We start from the raw sequence: 25,072 nt of genomic DNA, 5'->3' as shown, positions 1-25,072 counted from the left end.
GGAGCCGTGAGCTCCACGGTGCGCCGCGGCCTGGTCGCGGCGGCCGTGCTCGCGATCGGCTCCACGGCGGCCGTGGCCACCGCCACTTCGGCGAGTGCCGCGGTCTCCTGCAAAGTCACCTACTCCGCCAGTCAGTGGCAGGGCGGCATGTCCGCCAACCTGACCATCCAGAACCTGGGCGACGCGCTCAGCAACTGGACGCTCACGTTCACCTTCCCGAACAGCGGCCAGAAGGTCGCCCAGGGCTGGTCGGCCAACTGGAGCCAGTCGGGCAGCAACGTGAGCGCGACCGCGCTCGACTGGAACAAGTCGCTGGCGACCGGCGCGTCGACGAGCCTCGGCTTCAACGGCACCTGGACCGGCAGCAACCCGTCGCCGACCGACTTCAAGATCAACGGTGTGTCCTGCAACGGCACCCCGCAGTCGCCGTCGCAGTCGCCGTCCCAGTCGCCGTCGCGGTCTCCTTCGCAGTCGCCGTCTCAGTCTCCTTCGCAGTCCCCCTCGCAGTCGCCGTCTCAGTCTCCTTCGCAGTCGCCGTCGCAGTCCCCGTCCCAGTCGCCGTCGTACTCGCCGCCGCCGCCCGGGACCCACGTGGACAACCCGTACTCCGGCGCCACGGGCTACGTGAACCCGGACTGGTCGAGGAGCGCGTCGAACGAGCCGGGCGGCTCGAAGATCGCCAACACCTCCACGGCGGTCTGGCTGGACCGCATCGCCGCGATCAGCTCCGGCTCCGCGGGCCAGAACAGCTTGGGTCTGCGTGACCACCTGGACGAGGCGGTCAGGCAGGACGCGGCCAACGGCAGCGCGCCTCTCACGATCCAGGTCGTCATCTACGACCTGCCGAACCGTGACTGCTCGGCGCTCGCCTCCAACGGTGAGCTGAAGATCGCGAACAACGGCCTCGCGCGGTACAAGTCCGAGTACATCGACGTGATCGCCGGGATCATGGCTGACTCGAAGTACTCCAACCTCCGCATCGTGACGATCATCGAGCCCGACTCGCTGCCGAACCTGATCACCAACGTCAGCAACTTCCAGGCGTGCCAGGAGGCCCAGTCCTCGGGCGCCTACGTCCAGGGTGTGCAGTACGCGCTGAACAAGCTGCACGCGATCCGGAACGTCTACACCTACATCGACGCGGCGCACCACGCCTGGCTCGGCTGGGACACCAACTTCGGCCCGGTGGTGAACCTCTTCCACCAGGTCGCGTCCGGGACCACCGCGGGCGTGAACAGCGTCGACGGCTTCATCACGAACACCGCCAACTTCGCCGCGCTGTCCGAGCCGTACTTCACCATCAACACCTCGGTGAACGGCCAGTCGGTGCGTCAGTCCAAGTGGGTCGACTGGAACTACTACGTGGACGAGCAGACCTTCGCGGTCGGCCTGCGCAACGCCCTGGTGGCGAAGGGCTTCCCGAACACGCTGGGCATGCTGATCGACACCTCCCGCAACGGCTGGGGCGGCTCGGCCCGTCCGACCAAGGCGAGCACGTCCACCAACGTGGACACCTTCGTCAACGAGTCCCGCGTCGACCGCCGGATCCACGCCGGCAACTGGTGCAACCAGTCCGGTGCCGGCATGGGCGAGCGGCCGAGGGCGAACCCCGCCACCGGTCTCGACGCCTACGTCTGGATCAAGCCTCCGGGTGAGTCCGACGGCGCCAGCGCGCAGATCCCGAACGACGAGGGCAAGGGCGCGGACCCGATGTGCGACCCGACCTACCACGGCAACAGCCTGAACGGCAACAACCTGACGGGCGCGCTCGCCAACGCCCCGCTGTCGGGCCACTGGTTCTCCGCCCAGTTCCAGCAGCTCCTGGCGAACGCCTACCCGCCCATCTCGTAACCCGAGGAACCGCGTAGGCGCACAAGAAGGCGGGCCCCGTCGCGATCGCGACGGGGCCCGCCCCTTTTCTGCGTGTACCGCGCCGGTCAGGTGTAGTGGCTCGACCGGCTGCTCCGGGTGAGCTTGAACACGACCGACACGATCAGGGCGATCGCGCCGATGATCAGGACCCACTTCAGTGCGCCGAAGATGAGCCCGATCACGGAGCCGAGAAGGAAGAACCCGACGACGACGGCTGCTGCGATGAGGAGAATGCGTCCCATGCCTTCACGGTACGGGCCGCACTCCCCCCGCTCACAGGGCCGAAGGCCAAGTTCAGGGCAGACTCAGGGTCATCTCAGGGTGCGCCTCGGCAGGGGAGATCAGTCGTTGGCGTGCAGCGCGGCGTTGAGCTCGATGCCCCTGCTCTCCCTGGACACCGCCTCGACGGCCCCGGTCGTCGAGTTGCGGCGCAGCAGCAGGCCCGACTTGCCCGACAGCTCCCTGGCCTTCACGACCTGCCCGTCCGGGAGGGCGACCTTGGTGCCTGCCGTGACGTACAGCCCGGCCTCCACCACGCAGTCGTCGCCCAGCGAGATGCCGATGCCCGAATTGGCCCCGAGCAGGCACCGCTCGCCGATCGAGATGACCTCCTTGCCGCCGCCGGACAGCGTCCCCATGATCGAGGCGCCGCCGCCCACGTCGGAGCCGTCGCCCACGACGACCCCGGCGGAGATCCGGCCCTCCACCATCGAGGCGCCGAGCGTGCCGGCGTTGTAGTTGACGAAACCCTCGTGCATGACGGTGGTGCCGCTCGCCAGGTGGGCCCCGAGCCGTACGCGGTCGGCGTCGGCGATCCGCACGCCCGCGGGCAGCACGTAGTCGACCATCCGGGGGAACTTGTCCACGCCGTACACGGTCACCGGGCCGCGGGCCCGGAGGCGCAGCCGCACCTCCTCGAAGCCCTCCGCGCGGCACGGGCCGTGGTTGGTCCACACGACGTTGGCCAGCAGCCCGAAGATCCCGTCGAGGTTGAGCCCGCGCGGCCGGACCAGACGGTGGGACAGCAGGTGCAGGCGCAGGTACGCGTCGTGCGCGTCGGCCGGCGGAGCCGCCAGGTCGGCGACGCCGGTGCGCACGGCCACGACCTCGACGCCGCGGGCGGGGTCGGGGCCGACGAGCTCCGCCATGTGCTCGCCCAGGTCCTCGTGGGAGATCGGCTCGGTGCCCACGGCCGGGGGCTCGCCCAGCGCCGGGAAGGGGAACCAGGTGTCCAGCACGGTGCCGTCCGCGGCGATCGTGGCCAGGCCGATGCCGTACGCACCAGAGGTGGAGTCGATAGCTGTCATGGGCACCTACGCTACCGGCTCAGGATCCGGGATCTCCGGGGCGGACCAGACCCGACTCGTAGGCGTGCCGTACGGCCTGGGCGCGGTCGCGCAGGCCGAGCTTGGCGAGCAGCCGGTTGATGTGCGTGCTCACCGTCGCCTCGGCGATCGACAGCGCGGCCGCGATCTCGCCGTTCGACAGTCCCCGCGCGACCAGGCGGAGCACCTGCTCCTCGCGGGCCGTCAGCCCCGACTCGCCGGACGGCGTAGCGGCGGGCCGCGCGCGCCGGTAGGCGTCGACGACCCGCTCCGTCACGGCCGGGTCGAGCAGGACCTCTCCGCGCGCCGCGCTGCGGATCGCCGCGAACAGGTGTTCGGGCGGCGAGACCTTGAGCAGGAAGCCGCTCACCCCCGAGCGCAGGGCGTGGTCGAGGTTCTCGTCGGTGTCGTACGTCGTCAGCAGGATCACCCGTGGCGGCCGTGGGGAGGCGAGGATCCGCCGGGCCGCTTCCAGGCCGTCGAGGCGCGGCATCGCGATGTCGAGCAGCACGACGTCGGGCCGCAGGCTCCGGGCCAGCTCGACGGCGCGCTCGCCGTCGGACGCCTCGTCCAGCACGGTGAGGTCCGGCTGCGTCCCGATGACCAGTCGCAGCCCGGCCCGGACCATCGCCTGGTCGTCGGCGATCAGGATCCCGATCGCATCCGTGCCGTCCGGAGCGTCGTTCACGGCGTCGTTCACGGCGTCGTTCACGGCGTCGCTCACAGCGGCAGCACCGCCCGGACGCCGAAGCCGCCCGAGGGGAGTGGCGCCGCGGTGAGCGTGCCGCGGAACAGCGCGGCCCGCTCCCGCATGCCGATGAGCCCGTGCCCGCTCCCTCGCGTGCCCGGCCGGGGGCGCCCTTCGCGGGGGCCGTGGTCCACGACGTCGAGGCGCAGCTCCCGAGGGGTGTAGGCGACGGTCACCTCCGCCTGGGTGGCGCCGGCGTGCTTGAGCGTGTTGGTCAGCGCCTCCTGCACGATGCGGTAGGCCGACAGGTCGAGCCCGGCGGACAGCGGCACCGGATCGCCCCGCACCTCCAGGGTCACGTCGAGCCCGGCGGCCCTGACCTGGTCCAGCAGGTCCCGCAGCCCGTCGAGGCCGGCCCGCGGCCCCGGGACCTCGGCCGGCGATCCGCGCAGCAGGCCGAGCATCCGGCGCAGCTCGTCCACGGCGCCCCGGCCGGTCTCCTCGACGGCGGTGAGCACCTGCCGCTCGCGTTCCTGGTCCTCGCGCAGCATGAGCCGTACGCCGCCGGTCTGCATGGTCATCACGCTGACGCTGTGGGCGACGATGTCGTGCAGTTCGCGCGCTATCCGGGCGCGCTCCTCCGCCACCGCCTCGCGGGCCAGCAGTTCGCCGCGCTCGGCGGCCTGCTCGGCGAGCGCGCGGTGCCGGCGTACGGCGAGGCCCGCGCCCGCCGCGATCGCGCACATCACCAGCGCGACGGCGACGTCCCCCGGGCCGGACGGCGGGGACGACGCGGCCAGCATGGCGGCCACGAAGGCACCGGTCGCGCCGAGGCCGCACATGGCCTTGACGCCGCGCGGCCGGACCTCCGACAGGAGTGTGAACAACAGTACGAGCTGGGTGTAGAACTGCCAGGCCGCCGCCATCCGGGGCGTCAGGACGAGCAACGCGACGTTGGCGGCGGAGTAGACGGCGAGGATCGCGAAGGGGGCGCGACGCCGGAACAGCACGCCGGCGGCGGCGACGAGCCCGGCGGCTGTCCAGAGGAGCAGATGGCCGCGTGAGGGGGCTGCCGTGCGCCCGCTGACCTCCTCGGCGACCGCGAACAGGCCCACGGCCACCGCGACGAGCCAGTCGACGGGGGCGGGGAGACGGCGGTGGAGCATGACGCAGACAGTAGTGGTCACTCGTTCAGATATTCACGCCCATTGCATGACAAAAGGGGCACACCGCCCCTGGCCATGCCCGCTGCCCGGCGTCCTTCGCGACCGGGGGATGCGGGGGGCGCGGAAATCCGCCTGGAGGGGGACCAGGGGTCAAAGAACGCTTTGACGACGGGTCCCGGGACCGATCCGTACGGTCCACCGCATGCTTACCAACGCGAACTCCTTCCGCCGCGTCGCGGCGGGCGCCAGCCTCGTCCTTGCTCCGCTCTGCCTGCTCCTCGGCATGGCCGCCGACCCGTCGGAGCCGGGGGTCGAGGACCCCCTGGTGTACGCGCACAACCCGGGGGCCGTGGGCGTCAGCGCGACCCTCCTCCACTACGCGTGGATCCTGTGGGTCCCCGGTGTGATCGGCCTCGTCCACCTCGTACGCGGGAAGGGCGTGGTGCTCGCCCACATCGCCGGGGTGATGGCGGTCCTCGGCCTGATCAACTTCTCGGCGCTCATGATCTCCGACTTCTTCGACATCGTGGCCTACCAGATGCTCCCGGCGGACCAGGCGGAGAAGCTCATGCAGGACGCGGCGCAGCCCGCGATGATCGCCGCCTGGCAGATGCCCGGCATGATCGGAAGCTTCCTCGGGCTCGTCCTCGTGGCCGTCGCGTACGCCCGGGCGGGCCGGGCGGGATGGTGGTTCCCGGCCGGTGTGCTGGCCGGGATCATCGTCTGGCTGTTCGGCGCGAGCGCCTGGAACCTCGTCCTGGGGCTCGGCGGCCCGGTCGTCCTGCTCGTGGTCTTCGGCGTCGTGGGCGTCTCGATGATCCGGATGCGGGACGAGGAGTGGGCCGCGACCTCCGCGTGACCCCTGTTGTCACCCTGTTTCGCCGGGTCTCAGGTTGGAAGAGGCGTTTGCGGGGAAAGTTGACTCGGCACCACCGAGTCGTGTGAGACGGGTCGCGTGAGGCGAGGGGGGCGGATGGCCGACGTGCAGGAGTACGCTCGGAGCTGCTTCCGCGGAGCCGCGTCGAACCGTTTGGGCGTCGAGCTGGAGTTCCTGGTGTTCGACGCGGTGGACCCGGCGAGGCCGGTCCCCGTCGCCAGGATCGCGGACGCGCTCCCGCCGCTCCCGGGCGGCAGCAAGGTGACCTTCGAGCCCGGCGGTCAGCTCGAACTGTCGGCCCCGCCGGACGCCCTGCCCGCCGCGATCGCCAAGCTCACCGCCGACGTCGAGGCCGTACGGCTCGCGCTCACCCGGGCCGGGCTGCGGCTGGGCAACCGCGGCCTCGACGTGCTCCGCCCGCCGGCCAGGCAGTTGACCGAGCCGAGGTACGAGGCGATGGACGCCTTCCTGGGCCGTCCGTACGGCCGGACGATGATGTGCTCGACGGCCTCGATCCAGGTCAACCTGGACTTCGGTGACGATCCGCGGAGCCGCTGGGAACGAGCCCACGCGCTCGGCCCGGTGCTCGTGGCCGCCTTCGCCAACTCACCCGCCGGCGGGTGGGTATCCGGGCGCCAGGCCGTGTGGAGCCGCCTCGATCCGACCAGGACCGCTCCCGTCGCACAACGCCTGGACGGGGGAGGCGACCCGGCGGACGACTGGGCGCGCTACCTCCTCGACGCGCGTCTGATGATGGTCCGGGAGGGCGACGACTGCCGGCCCGTCCTCGACGGCTCGGCGTTCCGCGACTTCGCCCGGGTGGCCGGGCGGCCCGCCGGCGAGGCCGACCTCGTCTACCACGCGACCACGCTCTTCCCGCCGGTGCGGCCCCGGGGCTGGCTGGAGGTGCGCTACCTCGACGCGCAGGGTCCCGCCGGATGGCCCGTGTGCGCGGCCGTCGTCCACGCGCTCGTCACCGACGACCAGGCGGCGGCGACCGCCATGGAGGCCGCCCGGCCGCTCGCCGGCAGGTGGACGGACGCCGCCCGCCTCGGGCTCACCGACTCCGCCCTGCGCCGCTGCGCCTCCGTCTGCTTCCGCGCCGCCGCCGAGGCCCTGCCTCGGCTCGGAGCCGGGCCCCGGCTGGTCGGCCGGGTCCGCGCCTTCGCCTCCCGGCACATCGAATCCGGCCGCCCACCGGCCGTCGACCGGATGGAGGAGATGTTCGCATGACCGAACTCGACATCGGCATGCCCGGCCTGAAGGACAGGATCGCGGCCGAACTCGCCGCCGTACGGGAGCGGTCCCTCGTCTACACCGACGCCGACGACGACGTGCTGACGCGCCAGCACTCGCCTCTCATGTCGCCGCTGGTCTGGGACCTCGCCCACGTCGGCAACTACGAGGAGCTGTGGGTGCTGCGGGAGGCGGGCGGCATCGAGCCGCTGCGCCCGGAGATCGACCACCTCTACGACGCGTTCAGGTATCCGCGCGCGGACCGGCCCACGCTGCCGCTGCTCGCCCCGGCCGAGGCCAGGAGGTACATCTCGGGCGTACGCGGCCGGGTGCTCGACGTCCTCGACCGGCTGGACCCGGCCGACCCCGACCCGCTGCGGGCCGGCGGTTTCGTCTTCGGGCTGGTCCTGCAGCACGAGCACCAGCACGACGAGACCATGCTGGCCACGCTGCAGCTGTCCCGGCGGCCGGGACTGGTGCGGGACGGCGAGCTGCCGCCCGGCGCTCCGGCCGCCGATCCCGAGGTCCACATCCCCGCCGGGATCTTCAGCATGGGCACGGACACGGTGGCCTGGGCGTACGACAACGAACGCCCGGCGCACCGGCGGCACCTGCCGGGCTACTGGATCGACCGTCACCCCGTCACCTGCGGGGCGTACCTGCGGTTCGTCGAGGACGGCGGCTACCGCGACCCGCGCTGGTGGCTGCCGCAGGGCTGGGAGTGGGTCGAGCGGAGCGGTGTGGACGCCCCGCTGTTCTGGACGAGGGACGGCGACACCTGGTGGCGGCTCCGCTTCGGCCGGGAGGAGCCGGTGCCGCCGGACGAGCCGGTCCAGCACGTCTCGTGGTACGAGGCCGACGCGTACGCCCGGTGGGCGGGCAAGCGGCTGCCGACCGAGGCCGAGTGGGAGAAGGCGTGCGGGGGCCGCGAGTATCCCTGGGGCGACGCCGGGCCCACCGACCTCGCTTACCGGGCGAACCTGGGACACCGGGCCGCGCGGCCCGCGCCGGCCGGGGCGTACCCGGCGGGCGCGAGCCCGTACGGCGTCGAGCAACTCGTCGGCGACGTCTGGGAGTGGACGGATTCGTGGTTCCAGCCCTACCCGGGCTTCCGGAGCTTCCCGTACAGGGAGTACAGCGAGGTCTTCTTCGGGGAGACCTACCGGGTGCTGCGCGGCGGGTCGTGGGCCACCCATCCCTCCGCGGTGCGGACGACCTTCCGCAACTGGGACCTCCCGATCCGCAGGCAGATCTTCGCCGGGTTCCGCTGCGCCCGCTCGGAGGACTAGGCGATGTGCCGCCACGCGGCGTGGCTGGGGCCGGCGCGGTCCCTGGCCTCGCTCGTCAGCGACCCCGAGCACGGCCTGCTTCGCCAGTCGTACGCGCCGCGCCTGCAGAGGTACGGCACCGTGAACGCCGACGGGTTCGGGTTCGGGTGGTACGACGCGGCCCTGCCGGAGCCGGTCCGCTACCGCCGGGCGGTGCCGATGTGGGCGGACGCCAACATGCCCGGCCTCGCCGCGGCGGCGCGCTCGTCGTGCCTGCTCGCGGCGGTCCGGTCGGCCACGACCGGCATGCCGGTCGAGGAGACGGCGACGGCGCCGTTCGCCGACGGGCGCTGGCTGCTCAGCCACAACGGCAGGGTCCGGCGCGAGGCGGTCCGGCCCCTGGTGACCGGCGTGGAGGCCGACCCGGAGAGCGCGTGCGACTCGGCGTGGCTCGCCGCGGCGGTGTTCGCCCGCCTCCGCGGCGGTGTGCCGCTCGCCGACGCGCTGCCCCTCGTCGTGCGCGGGGCCGCGGAGGGGGACCGGCACGCGCGGCTCAACCTGCTCGTGACGGGCGGCGCGGAGGTGGCGGCCGTCGCCTGGGGCGACACCCTGTTCACCCACCTGGAGGAGGGAGTGCTCGTGTCCAGCGAGCCGCTGGACGACCGGCCCGGTTGGCGGGCCGTGCCCGACCGCAGCCTGCTGCTCGCCTCCCCCGACGGCGTGGCGGTGACACCCATCGACTGAGAGGTGGCCCATGAGCATGATCGATCATCTCGGCGGCGACTACCTGCGCCAGACTCTGGAGGGCGACGTGCGCGCCGGGCTCACCTCCACACCGAAGTGGCTGCCGCCCAAGTGGTTCTACGACGCGGCCGGAGGCGAGCTGTTCGCCCGGATCACCCGGCTGGCCGAGTACTACCCCACCCGGTGCGAGCTGGAGATCCTGCGCCGCCGGGCCGTCGACGTCGCGGCCCTCAGCCGCGCCGACACGCTCGTCGAACTGGGCTCGGGCACCAGCGAGAAGACCGTGCTCCTGCTCGACGCGCTGGCCGCCGCCGGGACGCTCCGGACCTACGTCCCGGTCGACGTGGACGCCGTCACGCTGGAGGCCGCGGCCGAGCGGCTCGCCGTACGCTATCGCGGCCTGGACGTGCGGCCGGTGCGCGCCGACTTCGAGCGGCACCTGGCGCTGCTGCCGAGGACGGGCAGGCGGCTGGTCGCGTTCCTCGGCGGGACCATCGGCAACCTCACGCCCGCCGCCCGGGAGGTGTTCCTCAAGGAACTGCGCGCCACCATGCGGCCGGGGGACACCCTGCTCCTCGGCGCCGACCTGGTGAAGGACCACGCCCGGCTGGTCGCGGCGTACGACGACCCGCGGGGCGTCACGGCCGCCTTCAACCGCAACGTGCTCCGGGTGGTCAACCGCGAGCTGGACGCCGCCTTCGAGCCGGAGGCGTTCGAGCACGTCGCGCTGTACGACGAGGACAACGAGTGGATCGAGATGCGGCTGCGGGCGACCCGGCCGATGGAGGTCCCGATCAGGGCGCTCGGCCTGACGGCCGGCTTCGCCGAGGGGGAGGAGCTGCGCACGGAGATCAGCGCCAAGTTCCGCAGGGAGGGCCTGCTCGGCGAGCTGTCCCGGGCCGGGTTCGCGGTCGCCCGCTGGTACACCGACAGCGGAGGCGACTTCGCGCTGACCCTCGCCGCCGTGCCGATCGTCAACAGCTGAGCCGGCGACCCGCGGCGGCCGGGACTGCCGCGGACAGCGGCAGGCGCAGGACGAAGCGGGCGCCGCGCGGGGAGTCCTCGACGCGGAGCGTGCCGTGGTGCGCGTCCGCCGTGATGCGGCAGAGGGCGAGGCCCAGCCCGGTGCCCTTGGGGTCGCGGCGGCGCCCGTCCTTCAGCCGGACGAACGGCTCGAAGACGCGCTCGCGGTCCTCCGGCGCGATGCCGTCGCCGTCGTCGAGCACGGTGACGACCGCCTCGTCCCCGGCCCGCTCGACGCTGACCTCCACCTCGCTGTGCGCGTGCCGCTGGGCGTTGACCAGCAGGTTGGTCAGCACGCCGCACAGCTGGACCCGGTTGCCGAGGACGGTCACGTCGTCCCTGATCTCGGCGCGCACCGGCACCCCGTCCGTACGGGCGGCGGCCTCCTCCCGCGCGAGCGTCCCGAGGTCGACCGGCTCGGGCTCGGCCGCCGCGGCCGTGCGGACACGGGCCACCGCGAGCATCTCGTTGATGATCGCCTGGCAGCGCTCGGTGGTGCGCACCGCCGTGCGCAGGGTCTCGTACGGATCGGTGTCATCGCGGTAGAGCAGGGCCTCCTCCAGCTGCGTCCGCAGCCCGGCCAGGGGGGTCCGCAGCTCGTGGGAGACCATCGAGGCGAAGTGCCGCTGCTGGCGCACCGAGGAGTCGAGGTGTTCGAGCAGGTTGTTGGAGGCCCGGGCCAGCTCGGCGATCTCGTCGCGGCCGCGCGGCTGCGGCACCCGCAGGCTGAGGTCGCACACGGTGATCTCTTCGACCTTCTCGCGGATCTCCCGGACGGGACGCAGAGTGCGCCCCGCCGCGCGCCAGCTCGCCCACGTCCAGCCGGCCGTCATGAGCAACACCCCGATCGCGATGAACAGTTCCAGCCGCCGCGTCGCCAGGAGAGCCGGCTCGGCCCTCCCGGAGTAGACGGCGTGCGGCTCGCCGTTCCAGAAGAGCCGGGTCTGCACCGGCAGCACCCGTACGGCGGTGACCACGATGCACCGCTCCCCGTCCCGGCACTCGATCCGGTACTGCAGGCGGTCCTGGTCGCCGGGCATGGGAGAGGTCAGCGGCGGCCTGCCGGTCGCCCCCCGGCTGGCGGTGATCACCCGGTTCCGCGAGTCGACGAGCTGCACCAGGTTCTCGGGCGCGGCGGGCGGCTCCGGGACGCCGTCGGGGCCCATCGAGGCGATCCACTCGGTGGCCACCCGCTGGGCGTCGATGAACAGGTGCGAGTGGATCCGGTTCCGGACCGCGAGGTCCAGGCCCACTCCGATCACGGTGAGGACCACGAGGGAGAGGACCGCGCTCATCGTGGCGATGCGCGCCTGGATCGAACTCGGGCGTAAAAGGAAAGGAATGCGCCTGCCAGCCATGACCCCTCCCCGAATCTGTGTAATGCAATGCCCGCATAAAAAGATATGAGACGTATCCGAGATCGGAACCCTCAGGACAAAAAGGATCACAAGTCTTACCAGCTCAGGGCCGATGCTTGGCTGTCCCTTTACGCTCGCCTCACGCCCCTTTCCCGGACCGTGGGAACAGCGGTCGCCGAGGTGAAATCGCGCCGCATGTGAAAAGGGTGGCGGCGCCCGCGGCGAGGACGAGACACGCGGTCACCACCGCCGCGACCGCCGGCCAGGGAATCACCAGGGGGACGGCCGCGCCGGCCTTCTGGGACAGCCCGGCGCGCATCCCGAGCAGCGCGGGTACGGCCACCGCGAACCCCAGCGTGGTGCCGATCCCGGTGACGAGCACCGCCTCGGCCGCGGTCGCCCCGATCACCTGCCGCCGCGTCGCTCCGGACAGGCGCAGGACGGCGAACTCGCGCACGCGCGCCGACGCCGCCATCACCTGCGTGTTCACGATCGCCAGGCCGGAGTAGCCGGCCGAGACCCCCACCAGCAGGAGCGTGAACAGCCAGACGAGCCGGTCCTCCTCCGCCTGGTCGGCGGCCGGACTCCCCATGGCGTACGCCGCGGCGGTCGTCCGCACCATGCCGGTGACGAGCACGGTGAAGCCCACCGTCAGCAGCACCGGGGCCGCCGTGGCGGCGGTGCGCCGTACGGCCGCCAACGCGTTCCGCCCGGCCAGCATGCCCACGGCCGCCCGGGAGATCGGCCACGCGAATGCGCGGACGAGTGGCGGGAGGGTGACCGGCGCGAGCAGGGTGAGCCCCATGATGAGCGCCATCGCGGCGACCAGGACGGCGTTCACCAGGGAGTCCTCCCGCGCGGAGGCGCTCGCCGCCGCCAGGGCCAGGCCGCCGGCGACCGCCATGACGCCGGTGATCCACCGCAGGCGCGTCATCGGCGTGCCGCCCGCCGCGTGGTCGCGCAGGGCCTCCAGCGGGCGGACCCGGGCGGCCCGGCCCGACGCGGACCACGCGCCGAGCAGGCCCGCCGCGATCCCGGCCGCGACCGCGCCGGCCACGGGCAGCGGGGTGAGGCGCACGTCGAACGATGCGGGCTCGAAGCCCGCCGTGACGAGCACCCGGCCCAGGGCGGGCGCGACGGCGGCGCCCAGCAGGGCCCCGGCCACGGCCGCGACGACGCCCACGGCGAGCGCCTCGCCGTACACGATCAGCCGCACCTGGCGCGGGGTCGCGCCGGCCACCCGCAGCAGGCCGAACTCCCGGCGCCGCTGGACGACCCGGAACGCGAACGTGGAGGCGACCACGAACACCGAAACGAAGCCGCCGAGCAGCGCCATCGCGGTCAGCACCTGCATGCCGATCCAGCGGGTCCGCGCGTCGGCGGCGGGCTCGGCCTCCGCCCGGTCCTCCCCCGAAAGCACCCGCGCCGTGCCGTCCCCGGCGCCGCGCACGGCGCGCCCGGCCGCCGCCCGAACGGCGGAGAGATCGGCTCCTGGCTCGGTGCGCAGCCCGATGACGCGGACCCCGTCCCCGGACCGTGTCACCCCGTCCCCGGACCGCGCCGCCTCGTCGTCGGAGACGTACGGCCCGGGGTCACGGTAGGGGACGACCGCCGCGACACCGGGCACGGACGCCAGGGCGCGGACCAGCGCCTCCGTCGTCTCGGGCGACCAGGGCGGGTTCTCGGCGAAGTTGTTCTCCTCCCCGGGCACGCCGGGGCCGCGCACGAGCAGGGGCACGGCGGCGTACCGGGCGGGCACGCGCGGGCCGGCGGACGTCAGCAGCAGCGCGCTCGCGGTGAGGATCGCGGCGCCGAGGCAGAGCGCGGCGAAGGTGCCCGCCAGGCCGGTCCACCGGCCGCGGAGCAGCGAAAGACTCAGCGGCCGGTTCAGTGGCCGGTTCAGTGGCCGGTCCAGTGGGCGGTCCAGTGGGCGGTTCAGCACGTCTCCTCCAGCAGCGCCACGCGGGCGGCGATCTCGGTGGCGCTCGACCGGTCCAGTTCCCCGGCGAGCCGCCCGTCGGCGAGCAGCACGACCCGGTCGCCGTACGCCGCGGCGGCGGGGTCGTGCGTGACCATGACGACGGTCTGCCCGTGGGCGTCCACGAGCGCGCGCAGGAGTTCCATGACCACCCGGGACGCGGCGCGGTCGAGCGCGCCGGTCGGTTCGTCGGCGAAGAGCACGGCGGGCCGGGTGATCAGCGTGCGGGCGATCGCCACCCGCTGCCGCTCGCCGCCGGAGAGTTCGGCGGGCCGGTGCCCGGCCCGCCGCTCCAGGCCGACCTCGGCGAGCGCCTCGCGCACCTCGTCCCTGCCGGGCCGGCGCCCGGCCAGGCGGAGGGGAAGCGCCACGTTCTCCTCGGCGGTGAGCGAGTCGGCGAGGTTGTACTCCTGGAACACGAAGCCGACCCGTTCCCGGCGCAGCAGGGTGAGCGCCTTCTCGCCGAGCGGGCCGAGGTCGACGCCGCCGATCAGGACGGTCCCGTCCGTCGGCCGGTCGAGCCCGGCGGCGCAGTGCAGCAGCGTCGACTTGCCGGAGCCCGAGGGCCCCATCACGGCCGTGAAGGTCCCCTGGGCGAAGCCGAGGGTCACCCCGTCGAGAGCGTTCACCGCGCCGGGCCCGGTGCCGTACACCATGCGGACCGAGTCGAGCAGGACCGCCTGCGCCGTACCTGTCTGTGCTGTGCCTGTCTGTGCCGTGCCTGTCTGTCTGGTGCCGGATCGCGTCGTGCCGGTTCGTGTCATGGACCCGAGCCAACCGGGGGCGGGCCCGCGAGGCACTGGCGCTGAGGCGAGAACCGGAGGTATCCCCAGCACTACCGACAACGGCGGGCCCGGCGGCTAGCGTCGATGCCGTGGTCGCCCCCTTCCTCGTCCCCGCCGTCGCCCCTCTCACGCCCCGTACCGCGCTGGAGGCGCTCGGCGGGCCGCCCCAGCGGTTCCTCGCCTCGGCCTGGCCGTGGCGGTCGCTGGTGTACCTGCTGACCGGGATCGTCCCCGGTTCCGCCTTCGCCGCGGTCCTGACGCCGGTCCGGGCGATGGACGGCCCGGCAGCCGTACCGGTGTCCCTCGTGGTGGCGGCCGTGCTGCTCACGCCCGTGGCCCGGTTCGAGCGGTGGCGGCTGAGATACGTGGACCGGCAGCCCGTACGCGGACTGCCGGGCGGGTGGTGGCCGGGATGGCGGGAGGCGGGGCACACCCTCGTGGGGCTGTTCGCGCTCTGGTGGGTCGACCTGCTGGTGGCGGCGGCCGCGATCGGGGGGCCCGCGGTGCTGATCCTCTCCCCGGTCGTTCAGCCGATCGCTCCCGAGGGGGAGGCGACTCTGGCGGAGACCTTCGCCGGCTCGGCCGTCGGACTGCTGCTGGTGCCCGTCGCGGCGTACACGGTCAGCGCCTGGGCGGGCGCCCGGGCCGCGATGGCGCGGGCGATGCTGGTCCCGCAGGAGGCCGAGATGCGGGAGATCGCGCGGTCCCGGGCCCGGCTGGTGGACGCCTTCGAGGCCGAGCGCCGCCGCATCGAGCGCGACCTGCACGACGGCGCGCAGCAGCGGCTGGTCGCGCTTTCGATGAAGCTGGGCCTGGCCGGGCTCGACCTCCCGCCGGGCTCGCCCGCGGCCCTGCGGCTCGACGAGGCGCGCGAGCTGGCCGGGCAGGCGCTGGAGGAACTGCGCGAGCTGATCCGCGGCGTCCATCCGCAGGTGCTCGCCGATCGCGGGCTGCCCGCCGCCGTACGCGACGTCGCCGGGAGGTCGCCCGTGCCCGCGCGGGCGGACATCGCGCTGGACCGGCGGCTCCCCGAGCGGGTGGAGGCGGCGGCCTACTACGTCGCCTGCGAGGCGCTCGCGAACGTGGCCAAGCACAGCGGGGCCGGCTCCTGCACGGTGCGCGGCCGGCTGCGCGGCGCACGGCTCGTGCTGGAGGTCGCCGACGACGGGCGCGGGGGAGCGGACCCGGCGTGCGGCACCGGTCTGACCGGGCTCGCCGACCGGGTGGCGGCTGTCGGGGGCACGCTCACCGTCGACAGCCCGTACGGCGGCCCGACCACGGTGCGGGCGGAGATCCCGTGCGAAAGGTGATCCCGTGCGTGTGGTGATAGCCGAAGACTCGGTGCTGCTCCGGGAGGGCCTCGTGGGCCTGCTGGAACGCTTCGGGCACGAGGTCGTCGCGGCGGTCGGCGACGCCGCCGCGCTGGTCGCCGCGGTCGCCGAGCAGGACCCGGACGTCGTCGTCGCCGACGTGCGCATGCCGCCCGGATTCAGCGACGAGGGGCTGCGGGCGGTGCTGGAACTGCGGGCGGCGCGGCCGTCCCTCGCCGTCCTGGTGCTCAGCCAGTACGTCGAACAGACCTACGCCGCCGAACTGCTCGACCAGACCCGGTGCCCGGGCGGGGGCGGGGTGGGTTATCTGCTGAAGGACCGCATCGGCGACGTCACGCAGTTCGCCGGGGCGGTGACGACGGTCGCGGGCGGTGGCACGGTCATCGACGCCGAGGTCGTCCGCCAGCTGCTGCGCGGGCGGCGCGACCCGGTGGCCCGGCTCTCACCGCGCGAGCGCGAGGTGCTCGCCCTGGTCGCGGAGGGCAGGTCCAACGCCGCGATCGCCCGCGCGCTGTTCGTCACCGAGGCGGCCGTCGCCAAGCACATCGCGAGCATCCTCGCCAAGCTCGACCTGCCTCCGGACGCGGACGACCACCGCCGTGTGCTCGCGGTGCTCGCCTACCTGCGTGCCGGAGTCTGAGCGGGCCTGAGGTCGCGCCGCGCCGGTCGCGTGCGGATGACCGAGCGCCGGTCCCGGCGCCGGTGGGGGCGGGAAGGCGTGCCGGGCGGCTCTGTGCGTGCTCGCCCGGCGAACGCCCCGTCAGCGTCCCGCGCTGGAGATGACCTTCTCGGGAACGACGCGTACGGTGACGCGCTGCTCTCCCGGCTGGCGGTAGGGGTAGGCGTCCACCCCGAGGTACTTCTTCGCCAAGCCGTCGATGACCGCGTCCGCGCCTTCGAGCTCCAGCGTGGCGGTGCCGGAGACGCTGACGAAGCGGAAGGCGTTGCCCGGGTCGAGCACGCTGACCGACACCCGGGGGTTGGCGCGCAGGTGCCGCTCCTTCGCCCGTCCCACGGCGGTGTTGAAGACGACTTCCTCTCCGTCGATGTCGACCCACACCACGGTGTTGTGCAGCGATCCGTCCGGCCTGACGGTCGTCACCCAGGCGTGGACCGGCTCCTTCAGTAAAGCCACGGCGTTCTCATCGAGCTTGCTCATTCGACTTCTCCTCGGTCGGTCGGCGCTGGCCCAGATCGGCAACACGACAGCGCACGACCACATTCTCTTCCCGAGGACGGGGGACATGATCCTCGCCTCCGGATCAGCGTACGGAGACGGGCTCGGGGGCGGGCATGACGGGGCGCCTGACCTCCTCCCGCAGCCGGGGCGCGAGCTCGGTGGTCAGCGGCGCCCTCTCGGTCCGCAGCCGGTTGAGCGCGAGCACGAGCGCGGTGCCCCACAGCAGGTGCCCCGCCAGCAGCGTGGCCTGGCGGCCCGGGCGGTCCTTCGGCAGGGGCGCGTACGCGCCGATGCTCGGAGCGAGGCCCCGGCAGCCGAAGTGCCACACCAGCAGCCCGTACGCCGTGCCGATCGGGACCGGCACCCGCTGACCGGCCGACAGCAGGCCCAGCACGGTGCCGCAGCTCGACCCGAAGGCGTAGTGCGCGATGGTCGAGAGCACGCTCTCGCCCGGTCGGGGACGGCTCCCGCGGCCCGGCAGAGTCATCCGGGCGAATCGCCGCGGCGGCGGCTCCTCCAGCAGACCGGCCCTGTCCGCCGCCATCAGCATCGCGCTGTACACCGCCGTCGCGAGCGCGCCGCCGACGGCGCCGTTCACCAGGTTGCGCATCATGAGGAGCCTTTTCCCACCCCGGCCGGATCACCCGCCCTCGCGGTGCCCCGTTCTCGGTAAACAATCAAGGCGTCGCACGACAGCCGTGGGCGAGTCGCGGAGCTCGTGGTATGCCGGTCGGGTGGCAGGGACGGTCACATGCCGAAGATCCCGCGGAGAAGCCGGCGGATGGAGTTGGAGCGCGGCTCGGCCCGGGTCTCCTGGTCGCTCGGACGGGTGGCGGGCACGGGTCGGGCCTCCTGATCAGGGGCGGCGGTCGCGGAGCGGGGCTTGTTCTCTACGAGCCGGCAGCCCAGCGACAGGTAAGCACGCAACTGGTCGTAGTAGATGCGCCCGGTGACGAACCTGCCGTCTTCCACCGACCACATTCCGCAACCCCTCCAGAAGACGGGGCGGCCGGTGCCGGGGATCACGGTGCCGTCCGGGAGCAGCATTTCCCCCGTCTGGGTTCCCGACGTGACCCATTCGACGGAAACGGTGTCACCGCAGACCGAGATCGTGATGACCCTGGTCGTCAGGTCGGGCACGGTGGAGAAGAACTGGCCGAAATACCACTCGATCTGTTCGTGCCCCTCCACCACGCCGACGGGGGTCACGAGAACGGCGTCCGCGTGGAAGCAGTCCAGAAGGCGCCGTTTGTCGTGCGTGCAGAGCGCCTCCGCGAAAGCGTCATGGATCTCCCGAGGATCGGGCATGGCTCCCCCTCGCCCTCACGGAAGCGTACTCCGGTGGTGAGAACGGCCGGTCTCATCGAGGAGTAAGGCCTTGTCCAAGAATGTCAACTCGCGACGATGGAGGTGAGCAGGCGGTCCCAGTCGGCGAGGAAGCGGTCGAGGTTGTAGCGGGCGAGCGCGGCCGAGCGGGCGGCCTTGCCGGCCTGGGCGGCGAGCTCCGGTTCGTTGGCGAACCGGTCGAGGGCCCGCAGCAGCGTGGGGATCTTGGTCGAGACGACCCCCGCCTCCGGCGGCACCGCCTCGACGGCCTCGGTGGTGGCGAGGGCGACGACCGGCATGCCGATCATCATGGCCTCGATCAGCGACAGGCCGAGCGAGGTCCAGCGGTAGGGGTGCAGGTAGACCCGGCGCCTGGCGAGCTCGGCGTGCATGGCGCTCTGCGGCAGGTCCTCGAAGGCCTCCATCGCCCCGTCGAGGCCGAGCTTGGCGGGCAGGTTCGTCACCTGCATGCCGAACACGTCGATCGGGGCGCCCGTGGCGAAGGTGGGCAGCAGGTCGGTGCCCGCCACCCGCCAGCGTCTGATCGGCTCGTTGACGACCACCCCCGCGCGGGGCAGTTCACCGCTGTAGAGGTGGCCGGGGTCCACCACGCCGTGCTCGATCACGTGGGTCGGCGCGCGGCCGGAGTCCCAGAAGAGGTCGTTGAAGTGGGTGACGTGGACGAGGGGGATGTCGTCCCGGTCCGCCAGCGGGTGGCGGGTCTTCGGCACGTCTCCCGCGGGGGTGTTGTGTTCGACGTAGACGCCCGGCACGTCGCGGCCCAGCCACTCACGGGCGAGCTCGATCTCGTGCGGCCGCTGGTAGACGATCAGGTCGACGTCCTCGGCGGCCAGCCGGTCGTGGGGCACCTCCCGCACGGTGCCGGGCCAGGGATAGGTCTCCGCCCGGCCCCGCCCGTCCGGGCCGCGGTCGGGCGTGAGCGGCACCAGGTATTCGTGCCCCCCGTGCACGAAGGAGGTGGTCCACGAACCGTGGACGTGCCAGACCATGATCTTCATCGTGTCGCTCCCCGTCCGTCCTTCTGCAGACTCTGGAACACCGTGCCTCCTGTCGCGCCTCCCCGCCGGGCGCGTCACCCCTCTGCCCCGCCCGTACCCGCTTAAGGCTCAGCCGTGAGCGGAATCCTCGGCAGCACCAGATCGACCGCCGCGGCGAGGTCGGGCGCCACCTCGAGGGCCGCGGCCACCTCCTCCGGCAGCGTCACCGGGGTCGGCACGAGGACGCCCCGCGCGCCCGCCGCGCGGGCCGCCTCCACATCCCGGCCGATGTCGCCGATCACGACGCAGTCGACGGGCGAGACGCCGAGCCGGCGGGCGGCGCTCAGCACGAGGCCGGGCGCGGGCTTGCGGCAGGCGCAGCGGTCGCCGTCGTCGTGCTCGCAGATCTCCCACACGTCGAACGGGCCCAGCAGGGCCTCCACCCGGTCGTTCACGGCCCGCAGGGCCTCCGGCGCGATCAGCCCCTTGGCCACCCCCGACTGGTTGGTGACCACACCGATCGGGACACCGGCCGCGCGGAGCCGGTCCAGCGCCTCCCGCGCCCCCTCCACCGGCGCCACGCGGCCGGGATCGCTGTTGTAGGGAACGTCGTGGACGAGAGTGCCGTCACGGTCGAAGAGCACCGCGGCGGGCTGGTGAGCGGGCTGGGTCACGGGCGGCCTCCTGCGGAATCGCCCGCCGGGCTACCCGGAGGAAATCGGAGCAAACGCACTGTTACCACGACCTGACCGCGTGCTGACTACCTGCAGGTCAGCGCATTTGGCTACGCAGAGTAGCGGTTATTGAGCACATCCCCCACTCACGTCGACTTCTCTACAAAGCAGTGTTTAGCGCCACTTCTCTCGGTAACCAGACCGGCACTGCGCAACGGAGGGAAACCGATGCGGTTCTTGGGCATAAACGCGATATTTCATGATCCAGCCGCCGCGTTGGTCGTGGATGGCGAGGTGGTCGCCGCAGCGGAGGAGGAGCGCTTCAGCCGGCGCAAGCACGGCAAGCGGCCGGTGCCGTTCTCCGCCTGGGAACTGCCCGAGCAGGCCGCGGCGTGGTGCCTGGAACAGGCCGGCCTGCGACCCGAGGACCTCGACGGCGTCGCCTACTCCTACGACCCGGAGCTGGTGCTGCCCGGAGGGGAGGGACAGGACGCGCGCTGGGAGGAGATGCGCACCACCTACGCGCGCCGGGCCCCCAACTTCCTGGCGACCGCCCTGCCGGGGCTGGACTCCGCCCAGGTGCGGTTCGTCCCCCACCACATCGCGCACGCCGCGTCGGCCGGGCTGGCCGCGCCGTACCGCGAGTCGGCGGTGCTGGTCTGCGACGGCCGGGGCGAGGCCGTGTCGCACCTCGCCGGGCACTACCGGGACGGCGAGCTCACCATCCTGGCGAGCCAGGCCCTGCCGCACTCCCTCGGACTGATGTACGAGGACCTCACCGCGCACCTCGGCTTCCTGCGGTCGAGCGACGAGTACAAGGTGATGGCCCTCGCCTCCTACGGCGAGCCGCGGTTCCTGCGGGAGATGCGCGAGCTCGTTTACCCCACGGGCGACGGCGGTTTCCGGGTCGAGCCGATCGACTGGAGCGTCTACGCCAAGGCCCTCGGCAAGGGCGAGAAGTGGACCTCCGACCACGCCGACCTCGCGGCCAGCGTGCAGACGCGACTGGAGGAGGTGCTGCTCGACCTCGCCAGGTGGCTGCACGAGCGGACCGGCGCCCGTTATCTGACGATGGCCGGGGGAGTGGCGCTGAACTGCGTGGCCAACACCCGGCTGTTCGCCGAGAGTCCGTTCGAGGACGTCTGGGTGCAGCCCGCGGCGGGCGACTCCGGCACCGCGCTCGGCGGGGCGCTGCACCTCGCGCAGGCCTCCGGCGACCGGGTCGCCCCGATGCCCGGCGCCGACCTCGGCCGCGGCTGGACCGACGAGGAGCTCGGCGCCTGGCTCGACGTGGCGAAGGTGCCGTACGAGCGGCCCGCCGACCTCGCCGCGGCCGTCGCCGCCGAACTGGCCGCCGACCGCGTCGTGGCCTGGTTCCAGGGCCGCGCCGAGTACGGCCCCCGCGCCCTCGGCCGCCGCTCCCTGCTCGCCAACCCCGGCAATCCCCGCAACACCGAGCGGCTCAACGACGTGAAGGGCCGCGAGCAGTTCCGCCCCATCGCCCCGATGGTCCTCGCGGAACGCGCCTCCACGATCTTCGGCAGGGGCCCGATGTCGAGCCCGTACATGCTGTTCGTCCACGACGTGAAGCCCGAGTGGCGCGACCGCGTCCCCGCCGTCGTCCACGTCGACGGCACGGCCCGCATCCAGACGATCGAGCGCGGGCGCGACCCGCTGCTCGCCCGGTTACTCGAGGAGTTCGAGGCCCGCACCGGGGTTCCCGTGGTGGTCAACACGAGCCTCAACACGGCGGGCCGTCCGATGGTGGACGACCCGCGCGACGCGCTGGAGTGCTTCGGCTCGGCGCCCGTGGACGTGCTCGTTCTCGGCCCGTACGTCGTGCGCAGGGGGGCGGTGTTCGCGGGATGACATCGGAGACGGCCCGGCAGACGACACAGCAGGCGACACAGCAGGCGACACAGCAGACCAACCGGCAGAGCGGCCGGAAGCGGAGGAACGCGCCCGCGGACGCCACCCCCCAGGGGCCGGCGGTCACCGTCGTCATCCCGACGATCGGGCGGCCGAGCCTGGCCGCCACGCTCGCCGCCATCGGCCCCCGGGAAGCCGCCGGCCCCCAGGAGGGGGACGGCCCCGAGGTGATCGTGGTGGACGACCGTCCGGGGGAGGACGCCGAGGCCCTGCCGGTCCCCGCCGGCGTACGAGTGCTCAGGTCGGGCGGGCGCGGCCCGGCCGCCGCCCGCAACGTGGGCTGGCGGGCGGCGACGACCCCGTGGGTGGCGTTCCTGGACGACGACGTGGTGCCGGGGCCCGGCTGGGCGCGGGCGCTGGCGGCCGACCTCGCCCGCCTGCCCGCGCACGTGGGCGGCAGCCAGGGACGGCTGGAGGTGCCGCTGCCCGGCTCCGCCGAGGGCCGCCGCCCGACCGACGCCGAGCGCAACACGGCCGGCCTGGCCGGCGCCGACTGGATCACCGCCGACATGGCCTACCGCAGGACCGCCCTGGAGGCGACCGGCGGGTTCGACGAACGCTTCCCCGGTGCGTACCGGGAGGACGCCGACCTCGCGATACGCGTGGAGCGGGCCGGGTTCTGCCTGGTGAAGGGGGAGCGCCTGACCCGGCATCCGGTGCGCGGCGACGGCTTCTGGTCCAGCGTGCGCTTCCAGCGCGGCAACGCCTCCGACGCGATCATGCGCCAGGCGTACGGCCGCGACTGGCGTCTGTTCATCGGCGGGCCGGGCAGGCTCAGGCGGCACGCCCTCACCACCGGCGCGGGCCTGCTCGCGCTCACGCTGGCCGCCGCCGGCGTGCGGACCGGCCGCCGGACGCGTCTCGCCGCGGGCGCCGCCGGGCTCGCCTGGCTCGGCCTCACCGGAGAGTTCGCCTGGGCGCGGATCGCCCCCGGGCCGCGTACGCCCGGGGAGATCTGGCGCATGGCCGTGACCAGCGTGGTGATTCCGCCGGTCGCGTGCGCCCACCGGCTCAGGGGCGAGCTGGCGGTGCGGACGGGGAGGCGTCCGTGATCGGGACCGCACTGGTGGTGCGGCCCGACAACGCGGGAGACGTGCTGCTCGCGGGACCCGCCGTGCGCGCCGTCGCCGCCGGGGCGCGGGAGGTCGTGATGCTCGCCGGTCCGTACGGCAGGGCGGCGGCCGAACTGCTGCCCGGCGTCGGCCGCGTGCTGGAGTGGCGCGCCCCCTGGATCGACCCCGACCGGATGCCGGTGACCTCCGAGCACGCGGCCCGCCTGGTCGATCAGGTGCGCGCCGTCGGCCCCGACCTGGCCGTGATCTTCACGTCCTTCCACCAGTCGGCGCTGCCGACGGCCCTGCTGCTGCGGCTCGCCGGGGTGCCGCGCATCGCCGCGATCAGCGAGGACTACCCCGGCTCCCTGCTCGACGTGCGTCACGTCGTGGACGAGAGCGTGGACGTCCCCGAGCCGGAGCGGATGCTCGGCCTCGCCCGCGCGGCCGGCTTCGTCCTGCCGCCGGGCGACGACGGGCGGCTCGCCGTACGCGGGCCGCTGCCGGACGTGGAGCGCCTCACCGGCCCGCCGGGCTACGTGGTGGTGCATCCCGGCACGACCGCGCAGGCCAGGGCGTGGCCCGTGGAACGCTGGGCGGAGGCGGTCGAGGCGCTGCTGGCCGCGGGCGAGCGGGTCGTCGTCACCGGCAGCCCGGGGGAGCGGGCCCTGACCGCGATCGTCTCCGGTCCCGCGGCGGACCTCGGCGGGGCGACCACGTTCGCCGAACTGGCCGCCGTGCTGGCCGGGGCGTCGGTGGTCGTGGCGGCCAACACCGGTCCCGCCCATCTCGCGGCGGCGGTCGGCACGCCTGTGGTCAGTCTGTTCGCGCCGGTCGTGCCCGCCGCCCGCTGGGCGCCGTACGGCGTGCCCTCGGTGCTCCTCGGCGACCAGGACGCCCCCTGCAGGGGGAGCAGGGCGAGGCTCTGCCCCGTCCCCGGCCATCCGTGCCTGTCCGCCGTCAGCGGCGCGCAGGTCGTGGACGCCGTCCGCGACCTGGCCGCGGCGAAGGAGTCGCTCGGCGGGGTGGTCACGGAGCTCGGCGAGGCGGTCACGGAGGGGGTGCCATGAGGATCGCGCTGGTGTCGGAGCACGCGAGCCCGCTCGCGACCCTCGGCGGCGTGGACGCCGGCGGGCAGAACGTGCACGTGGCGGCGCTGGCCCTGGCCCTGGCGGAGCGGGGCAACGAGGTCGTCGTGCACACGCGGCGCACCTCCCCGGAGCAGCCGGACACCGTGCCCATGGAGCCCGGCGTCACCGTCGAGCACGTGCCGGCCGGGCCGCCCGAGCCGCTGCCCAAGGACGAGCTGCTGCCGCACATGCCGGAGTTCGGGGCGCACCTCGCCCGCCGGTGGAAGGCCGAGCGGCCCGACGTCGCGCACGCCCACTTCTGGATGAGCGGCCTGGCCACCCTGACGGCGGCCGAGCCGCTCGGCGTCCCGGTCGTGCAGACCTACCACGCGCTCGGCACGGTGAAGCGGCGCTGGCAGGGCGAGGCCGACACGAGCCCGGCGACCCGGATCTCCGCCGAGCGCGACATCGGCCGCCGGGCCGTCGCGGTGGTCGCCACCTGCTCCGACGAGGTGCGGGAACTCGTCGCGCTGGGCGTGCCGCGCGACCGGATCGCGGTCGTGCCGTGCGGCGTCGACCTCGGCCTGTTCCACCCCGGCGGCCCGGCCGCTCCGCGCGGCGACCGGCCCCGGGTGCTGAGCATCGGGCGCATGGTGCCGCGCAAGGGGGTGGACACCGTCGTCCGCGCGCTGCGGCACGTGCCCGGCGCCGAACTCGTCATCGCGGGCGGCGACCCGGGCGACGAGGAGGGCACGCGGCTGCGCGCGCTGGCGGACGGCCTCGGCCTCGGCGACCGGGTCCGGCTGATCGGCAGCGTGGGCCGGGCCGAGGTGCCCGCCCTCATGCGCTCCGCCGACGTGCTGGTGACCGTCCCGTGGTACGAGCCGTTCGGCATGGTGCCCCTGGAGGCCCTGGCCTGCGGGGTGCCGGTGATCGCCTCGGCGGTCGGCGGCCACCTCGACACCGTCGCGGGGTGCGGCGTGCTCGTGCCGCCCCGGCGGCCCCGCGCGCTGTCCCGCGCGCTCGGCGACCTGCTCGCCCGGCCCGAGCTGCGGTCGGCGCTGTCGGCCGCCGGGGCCCGGCGGGCGCGCGCCCGCTACGGCTGGCGGAGGATCGCCGAGCAGACCGAGTCCGTGTACCGAAACCTGGCCGGCGGGCGTCTCGGCGTCCTCGCCGCCGCGGGAGGCTGAGC

24 protein-coding genes are annotated in these 25,072 nt (G+C 73.7%); 12 read left to right on the top strand and 12 right to left on the bottom strand.

Translation table 11 applies throughout. The annotated features are described in order from the left end of the window. The first annotated feature begins 6 nt into the window (after positions 1–6). Positions 7–1,851 carry a glycoside hydrolase family 6 protein gene (locus tag HHX37_RS15280; protein WP_310738168.1) on the top strand — a complete coding sequence of 615 codons (1,845 nt, stop codon included), beginning with the start codon at positions 7–9 and terminating at the stop codon, positions 1,849–1,851. Between the two features lie 86 nt (positions 1,852–1,937). Here HHX37_RS15280 and HHX37_RS15275 read toward each other — a convergent pair whose 3' ends face one another. The 4 genes from HHX37_RS15275 to HHX37_RS15260 form a co-directional block, all read right to left on the bottom strand. Continuing rightward, a complete protein-coding gene (locus tag HHX37_RS15275; protein ID WP_182873855.1) occupies positions 1,938–2,114 on the bottom strand; it encodes a hypothetical protein in 177 nt (58 codons plus the stop codon). A 99-nt stretch (positions 2,115–2,213) separates the two neighbouring features. After that, on the bottom strand, positions 2,214–3,179 hold the full coding sequence (gene dapD / locus HHX37_RS15270) for a 2,3,4,5-tetrahydropyridine-2,6-dicarboxylate N-succinyltransferase (protein WP_182885823.1): 966 nt from the start codon (positions 3,177–3,179) through the stop codon (positions 2,214–2,216). Positions 3,180–3,198: 19 nt separating this feature from the next. Then, positions 3,199–3,921, bottom strand: a complete 723-nt coding sequence (locus HHX37_RS15265; protein WP_310740380.1) for a response regulator transcription factor — start codon at positions 3,919–3,921, stop codon at positions 3,199–3,201. Next, positions 3,918–5,051 carry a sensor histidine kinase gene (locus tag HHX37_RS15260; protein WP_182885822.1) on the bottom strand — a complete coding sequence of 378 codons (1,134 nt, stop codon included), beginning with the start codon at positions 5,049–5,051 and terminating at the stop codon, positions 3,918–3,920. Before HHX37_RS15260 ends, HHX37_RS15265 begins: the two co-directional genes overlap by 4 nt. Positions 5,052–5,253: 202 nt before the next feature. Between HHX37_RS15260 and HHX37_RS15255 the strand changes: the two genes are divergently transcribed. The 5 genes from HHX37_RS15255 (at position 5,254) to egtD (ending at position 10,161) form a co-directional block, all read left to right on the top strand. Next, positions 5,254–5,910, top strand: a complete 657-nt coding sequence (locus tag HHX37_RS15255) for a hypothetical protein (protein WP_182885821.1) — start codon at positions 5,254–5,256, stop codon at positions 5,908–5,910. Between the two features lie 114 nt (positions 5,911–6,024). Then, the gene (egtA, locus tag HHX37_RS15250) at positions 6,025–7,161 is read left to right on the top strand and encodes an ergothioneine biosynthesis glutamate--cysteine ligase EgtA (protein ID WP_182885820.1); all 1,137 of its coding nucleotides are present in this window, start codon (positions 6,025–6,027) and stop codon (positions 7,159–7,161) included. Then, positions 7,158–8,453 (top strand): ergothioneine biosynthesis protein EgtB, encoded by a 1,296-nt coding sequence (gene egtB, locus HHX37_RS15245; RefSeq protein WP_259406468.1) that lies wholly within the window; start codon positions 7,158–7,160, stop codon positions 8,451–8,453. The genes egtA and egtB overlap by 4 nt, the downstream gene beginning before the upstream one ends. Positions 8,454–8,456: 3 nt before the next feature. Then, positions 8,457–9,176 carry an ergothioneine biosynthesis protein EgtC gene (gene egtC / locus HHX37_RS15240; RefSeq protein WP_182885819.1) on the top strand — a complete coding sequence of 240 codons (720 nt, stop codon included), beginning with the start codon at positions 8,457–8,459 and terminating at the stop codon, positions 9,174–9,176. A gap of 16 nt (positions 9,177–9,192) precedes the next feature. Then, complete coding sequence (egtD, locus tag HHX37_RS15235; RefSeq protein ID WP_396775857.1) at positions 9,193–10,161, top strand: L-histidine N(alpha)-methyltransferase; 969 nt, start codon at positions 9,193–9,195, stop codon at positions 10,159–10,161. Here egtD and HHX37_RS15230 read toward each other — a convergent pair. From HHX37_RS15230 to HHX37_RS15220, 3 genes are all read right to left on the bottom strand, one after another. Next, positions 10,151–11,494, bottom strand: coding sequence for a sensor histidine kinase (locus HHX37_RS15230; protein ID WP_182885817.1), 1,344 nt, complete (start codon positions 11,492–11,494; stop codon positions 10,151–10,153). The two genes, egtD and HHX37_RS15230, sit on opposite strands and share 11 nt — an antisense overlap. A gap of 202 nt (positions 11,495–11,696) precedes the next feature. Further along, a complete protein-coding gene (locus HHX37_RS15225) occupies positions 11,697–13,499 on the bottom strand; it encodes an ABC transporter permease (protein ID WP_220502891.1) in 1,803 nt (600 codons plus the stop codon). Then, positions 13,493–14,299 (bottom strand): ABC transporter ATP-binding protein, encoded by an 807-nt coding sequence (locus HHX37_RS15220; protein WP_182885816.1) that lies wholly within the window; start codon positions 14,297–14,299, stop codon positions 13,493–13,495. The genes HHX37_RS15225 and HHX37_RS15220 overlap by 7 nt, the downstream gene beginning before the upstream one ends. A gap of 110 nt (positions 14,300–14,409) precedes the next feature. On the opposite strand from HHX37_RS15220, the gene HHX37_RS15215 reads away from it, so the two are divergent. Then, entirely contained in the window at positions 14,410–15,630 is a 1,221-nt protein-coding gene (locus tag HHX37_RS15215; RefSeq protein WP_182885815.1) for a sensor histidine kinase, read from the top strand. Between the two features lie 4 nt (positions 15,631–15,634). Continuing rightward, complete coding sequence (locus HHX37_RS15210; protein ID WP_182881496.1) at positions 15,635–16,291, top strand: response regulator transcription factor; 657 nt, start codon at positions 15,635–15,637, stop codon at positions 16,289–16,291. Positions 16,292–16,411: 120 nt separating this feature from the next. On the opposite strand, the gene HHX37_RS15205 is transcribed toward HHX37_RS15210, so the two are convergent. The 5 genes from HHX37_RS15205 to HHX37_RS15185 all read right to left on the bottom strand — a co-directional run bounded on the left by HHX37_RS15205 (position 16,412) and on the right by HHX37_RS15185 (position 19,829). After that, positions 16,412–16,810 carry a PPOX class F420-dependent oxidoreductase gene (locus HHX37_RS15205; protein WP_182881497.1) on the bottom strand — a complete coding sequence of 133 codons (399 nt, stop codon included), beginning with the start codon at positions 16,808–16,810 and terminating at the stop codon, positions 16,412–16,414. Between the two features lie 103 nt (positions 16,811–16,913). Then, positions 16,914–17,444, bottom strand: coding sequence for a hypothetical protein (locus HHX37_RS15200; RefSeq protein ID WP_182881498.1), 531 nt, complete (start codon positions 17,442–17,444; stop codon positions 16,914–16,916). A gap of 134 nt (positions 17,445–17,578) precedes the next feature. After that, positions 17,579–18,139, bottom strand: a complete 561-nt coding sequence (locus HHX37_RS15195) for a nuclear transport factor 2 family protein (protein WP_182885814.1) — start codon at positions 18,137–18,139, stop codon at positions 17,579–17,581. An 83-nt stretch (positions 18,140–18,222) separates the two neighbouring features. Further along, positions 18,223–19,176 (bottom strand): glycosyltransferase, encoded by a 954-nt coding sequence (locus HHX37_RS15190; protein ID WP_117410389.1) that lies wholly within the window; start codon positions 19,174–19,176, stop codon positions 18,223–18,225. 101 nt (positions 19,177–19,277) lie between these two features. After that, positions 19,278–19,829 (bottom strand): HAD family hydrolase, encoded by a 552-nt coding sequence (locus tag HHX37_RS15185; protein WP_310740379.1) that lies wholly within the window; start codon positions 19,827–19,829, stop codon positions 19,278–19,280. Positions 19,830–20,057: 228 nt separating this feature from the next. On the opposite strand from HHX37_RS15185, the gene HHX37_RS15180 reads away from it, so the two are divergent. Genes HHX37_RS15180 through HHX37_RS15165 form a run of 4 tightly spaced genes read left to right on the top strand, consistent with a single transcriptional unit; the run spans position 20,058 to position 25,070 of the window. Next, a complete protein-coding gene (locus HHX37_RS15180; RefSeq protein ID WP_182885813.1) occupies positions 20,058–21,698 on the top strand; it encodes a carbamoyltransferase in 1,641 nt (546 codons plus the stop codon). Further along, positions 21,695–22,810 carry a glycosyltransferase family 2 protein gene (locus tag HHX37_RS15175; RefSeq protein ID WP_182885812.1) on the top strand — a complete coding sequence of 372 codons (1,116 nt, stop codon included), beginning with the start codon at positions 21,695–21,697 and terminating at the stop codon, positions 22,808–22,810. Before HHX37_RS15180 ends, HHX37_RS15175 begins: the two co-directional genes overlap by 4 nt. After that, positions 22,807–23,880 (top strand): glycosyltransferase family 9 protein, encoded by a 1,074-nt coding sequence (locus HHX37_RS15170; RefSeq protein ID WP_182885811.1) that lies wholly within the window; start codon positions 22,807–22,809, stop codon positions 23,878–23,880. The genes HHX37_RS15175 and HHX37_RS15170 overlap by 4 nt, the downstream gene beginning before the upstream one ends. After that, entirely contained in the window at positions 23,877–25,070 is a 1,194-nt protein-coding gene (locus tag HHX37_RS15165) for a glycosyltransferase (RefSeq protein ID WP_182885810.1), read from the top strand. Before HHX37_RS15170 ends, HHX37_RS15165 begins: the two co-directional genes overlap by 4 nt. The last annotated feature ends 2 nt before the right edge of the window (positions 25,071–25,072 follow it).

It is taken from the genome of Microbispora sp. H10885 (assembly GCF_014161415.1).
Classification (GTDB): Bacteria; Actinomycetota; Actinomycetes; order Streptosporangiales; family Streptosporangiaceae; genus Microbispora; species Microbispora triticiradicis.
Note: the sequence above shows the minus strand (reverse complement) of the source record. Positions and strands in the feature narration are given on the sequence as shown.

Excerpts from the sequence above, each read along its gene's own strand:
- HHX37_RS15275 (WP_182873855.1), bottom strand. The coding sequence starts at position 2,114 with ATGGGACGCATTCTCCTCATCGCAGCAGCCGTCGTCGTCGGGTTCTTC.
- dapD (WP_182885823.1), bottom strand. The coding sequence starts at position 3,179 with ATGACAGCTATCGACTCCACCTCTGGTGCGTACGGCATCGGCCTGGCC.
- HHX37_RS15260 (WP_182885822.1), bottom strand. The coding sequence starts at position 5,051 with ATGCTCCACCGCCGTCTCCCCGCCCCCGTCGACTGGCTCGTCGCGGTG.
- HHX37_RS15255 (WP_182885821.1), top strand. The coding sequence starts at position 5,254 with ATGCTTACCAACGCGAACTCCTTCCGCCGCGTCGCGGCGGGCGCCAGC.
- egtA (WP_182885820.1), top strand. The coding sequence starts at position 6,025 with ATGGCCGACGTGCAGGAGTACGCTCGGAGCTGCTTCCGCGGAGCCGCG.
- egtB (WP_259406468.1), top strand. The coding sequence starts at position 7,158 with ATGACCGAACTCGACATCGGCATGCCCGGCCTGAAGGACAGGATCGCG.
- egtC (WP_182885819.1), top strand. The coding sequence starts at position 8,457 with ATGTGCCGCCACGCGGCGTGGCTGGGGCCGGCGCGGTCCCTGGCCTCG.
- egtD (WP_396775857.1), top strand. The coding sequence starts at position 9,193 with ATGATCGATCATCTCGGCGGCGACTACCTGCGCCAGACTCTGGAGGGC.
- HHX37_RS15230 (WP_182885817.1), bottom strand. The coding sequence starts at position 11,494 with ATGAGCGCGGTCCTCTCCCTCGTGGTCCTCACCGTGATCGGAGTGGGC.
- HHX37_RS15220 (WP_182885816.1), bottom strand. The coding sequence starts at position 14,299 with ATGACACGAACCGGCACGACGCGATCCGGCACCAGACAGACAGGCACG.
- HHX37_RS15205 (WP_182881497.1), bottom strand. The coding sequence starts at position 16,810 with ATGAGCAAGCTCGATGAGAACGCCGTGGCTTTACTGAAGGAGCCGGTC.
- HHX37_RS15200 (WP_182881498.1), bottom strand. The coding sequence starts at position 17,444 with ATGATGCGCAACCTGGTGAACGGCGCCGTCGGCGGCGCGCTCGCGACG.
- HHX37_RS15195 (WP_182885814.1), bottom strand. The coding sequence starts at position 18,139 with ATGCCCGATCCTCGGGAGATCCATGACGCTTTCGCGGAGGCGCTCTGC.
- HHX37_RS15190 (WP_117410389.1), bottom strand. The coding sequence starts at position 19,176 with ATGAAGATCATGGTCTGGCACGTCCACGGTTCGTGGACCACCTCCTTC.
- HHX37_RS15180 (WP_182885813.1), top strand. The coding sequence starts at position 20,058 with ATGCGGTTCTTGGGCATAAACGCGATATTTCATGATCCAGCCGCCGCG.
- HHX37_RS15175 (WP_182885812.1), top strand. The coding sequence starts at position 21,695 with ATGACATCGGAGACGGCCCGGCAGACGACACAGCAGGCGACACAGCAG.
- HHX37_RS15165 (WP_182885810.1), top strand. The coding sequence starts at position 23,877 with ATGAGGATCGCGCTGGTGTCGGAGCACGCGAGCCCGCTCGCGACCCTC.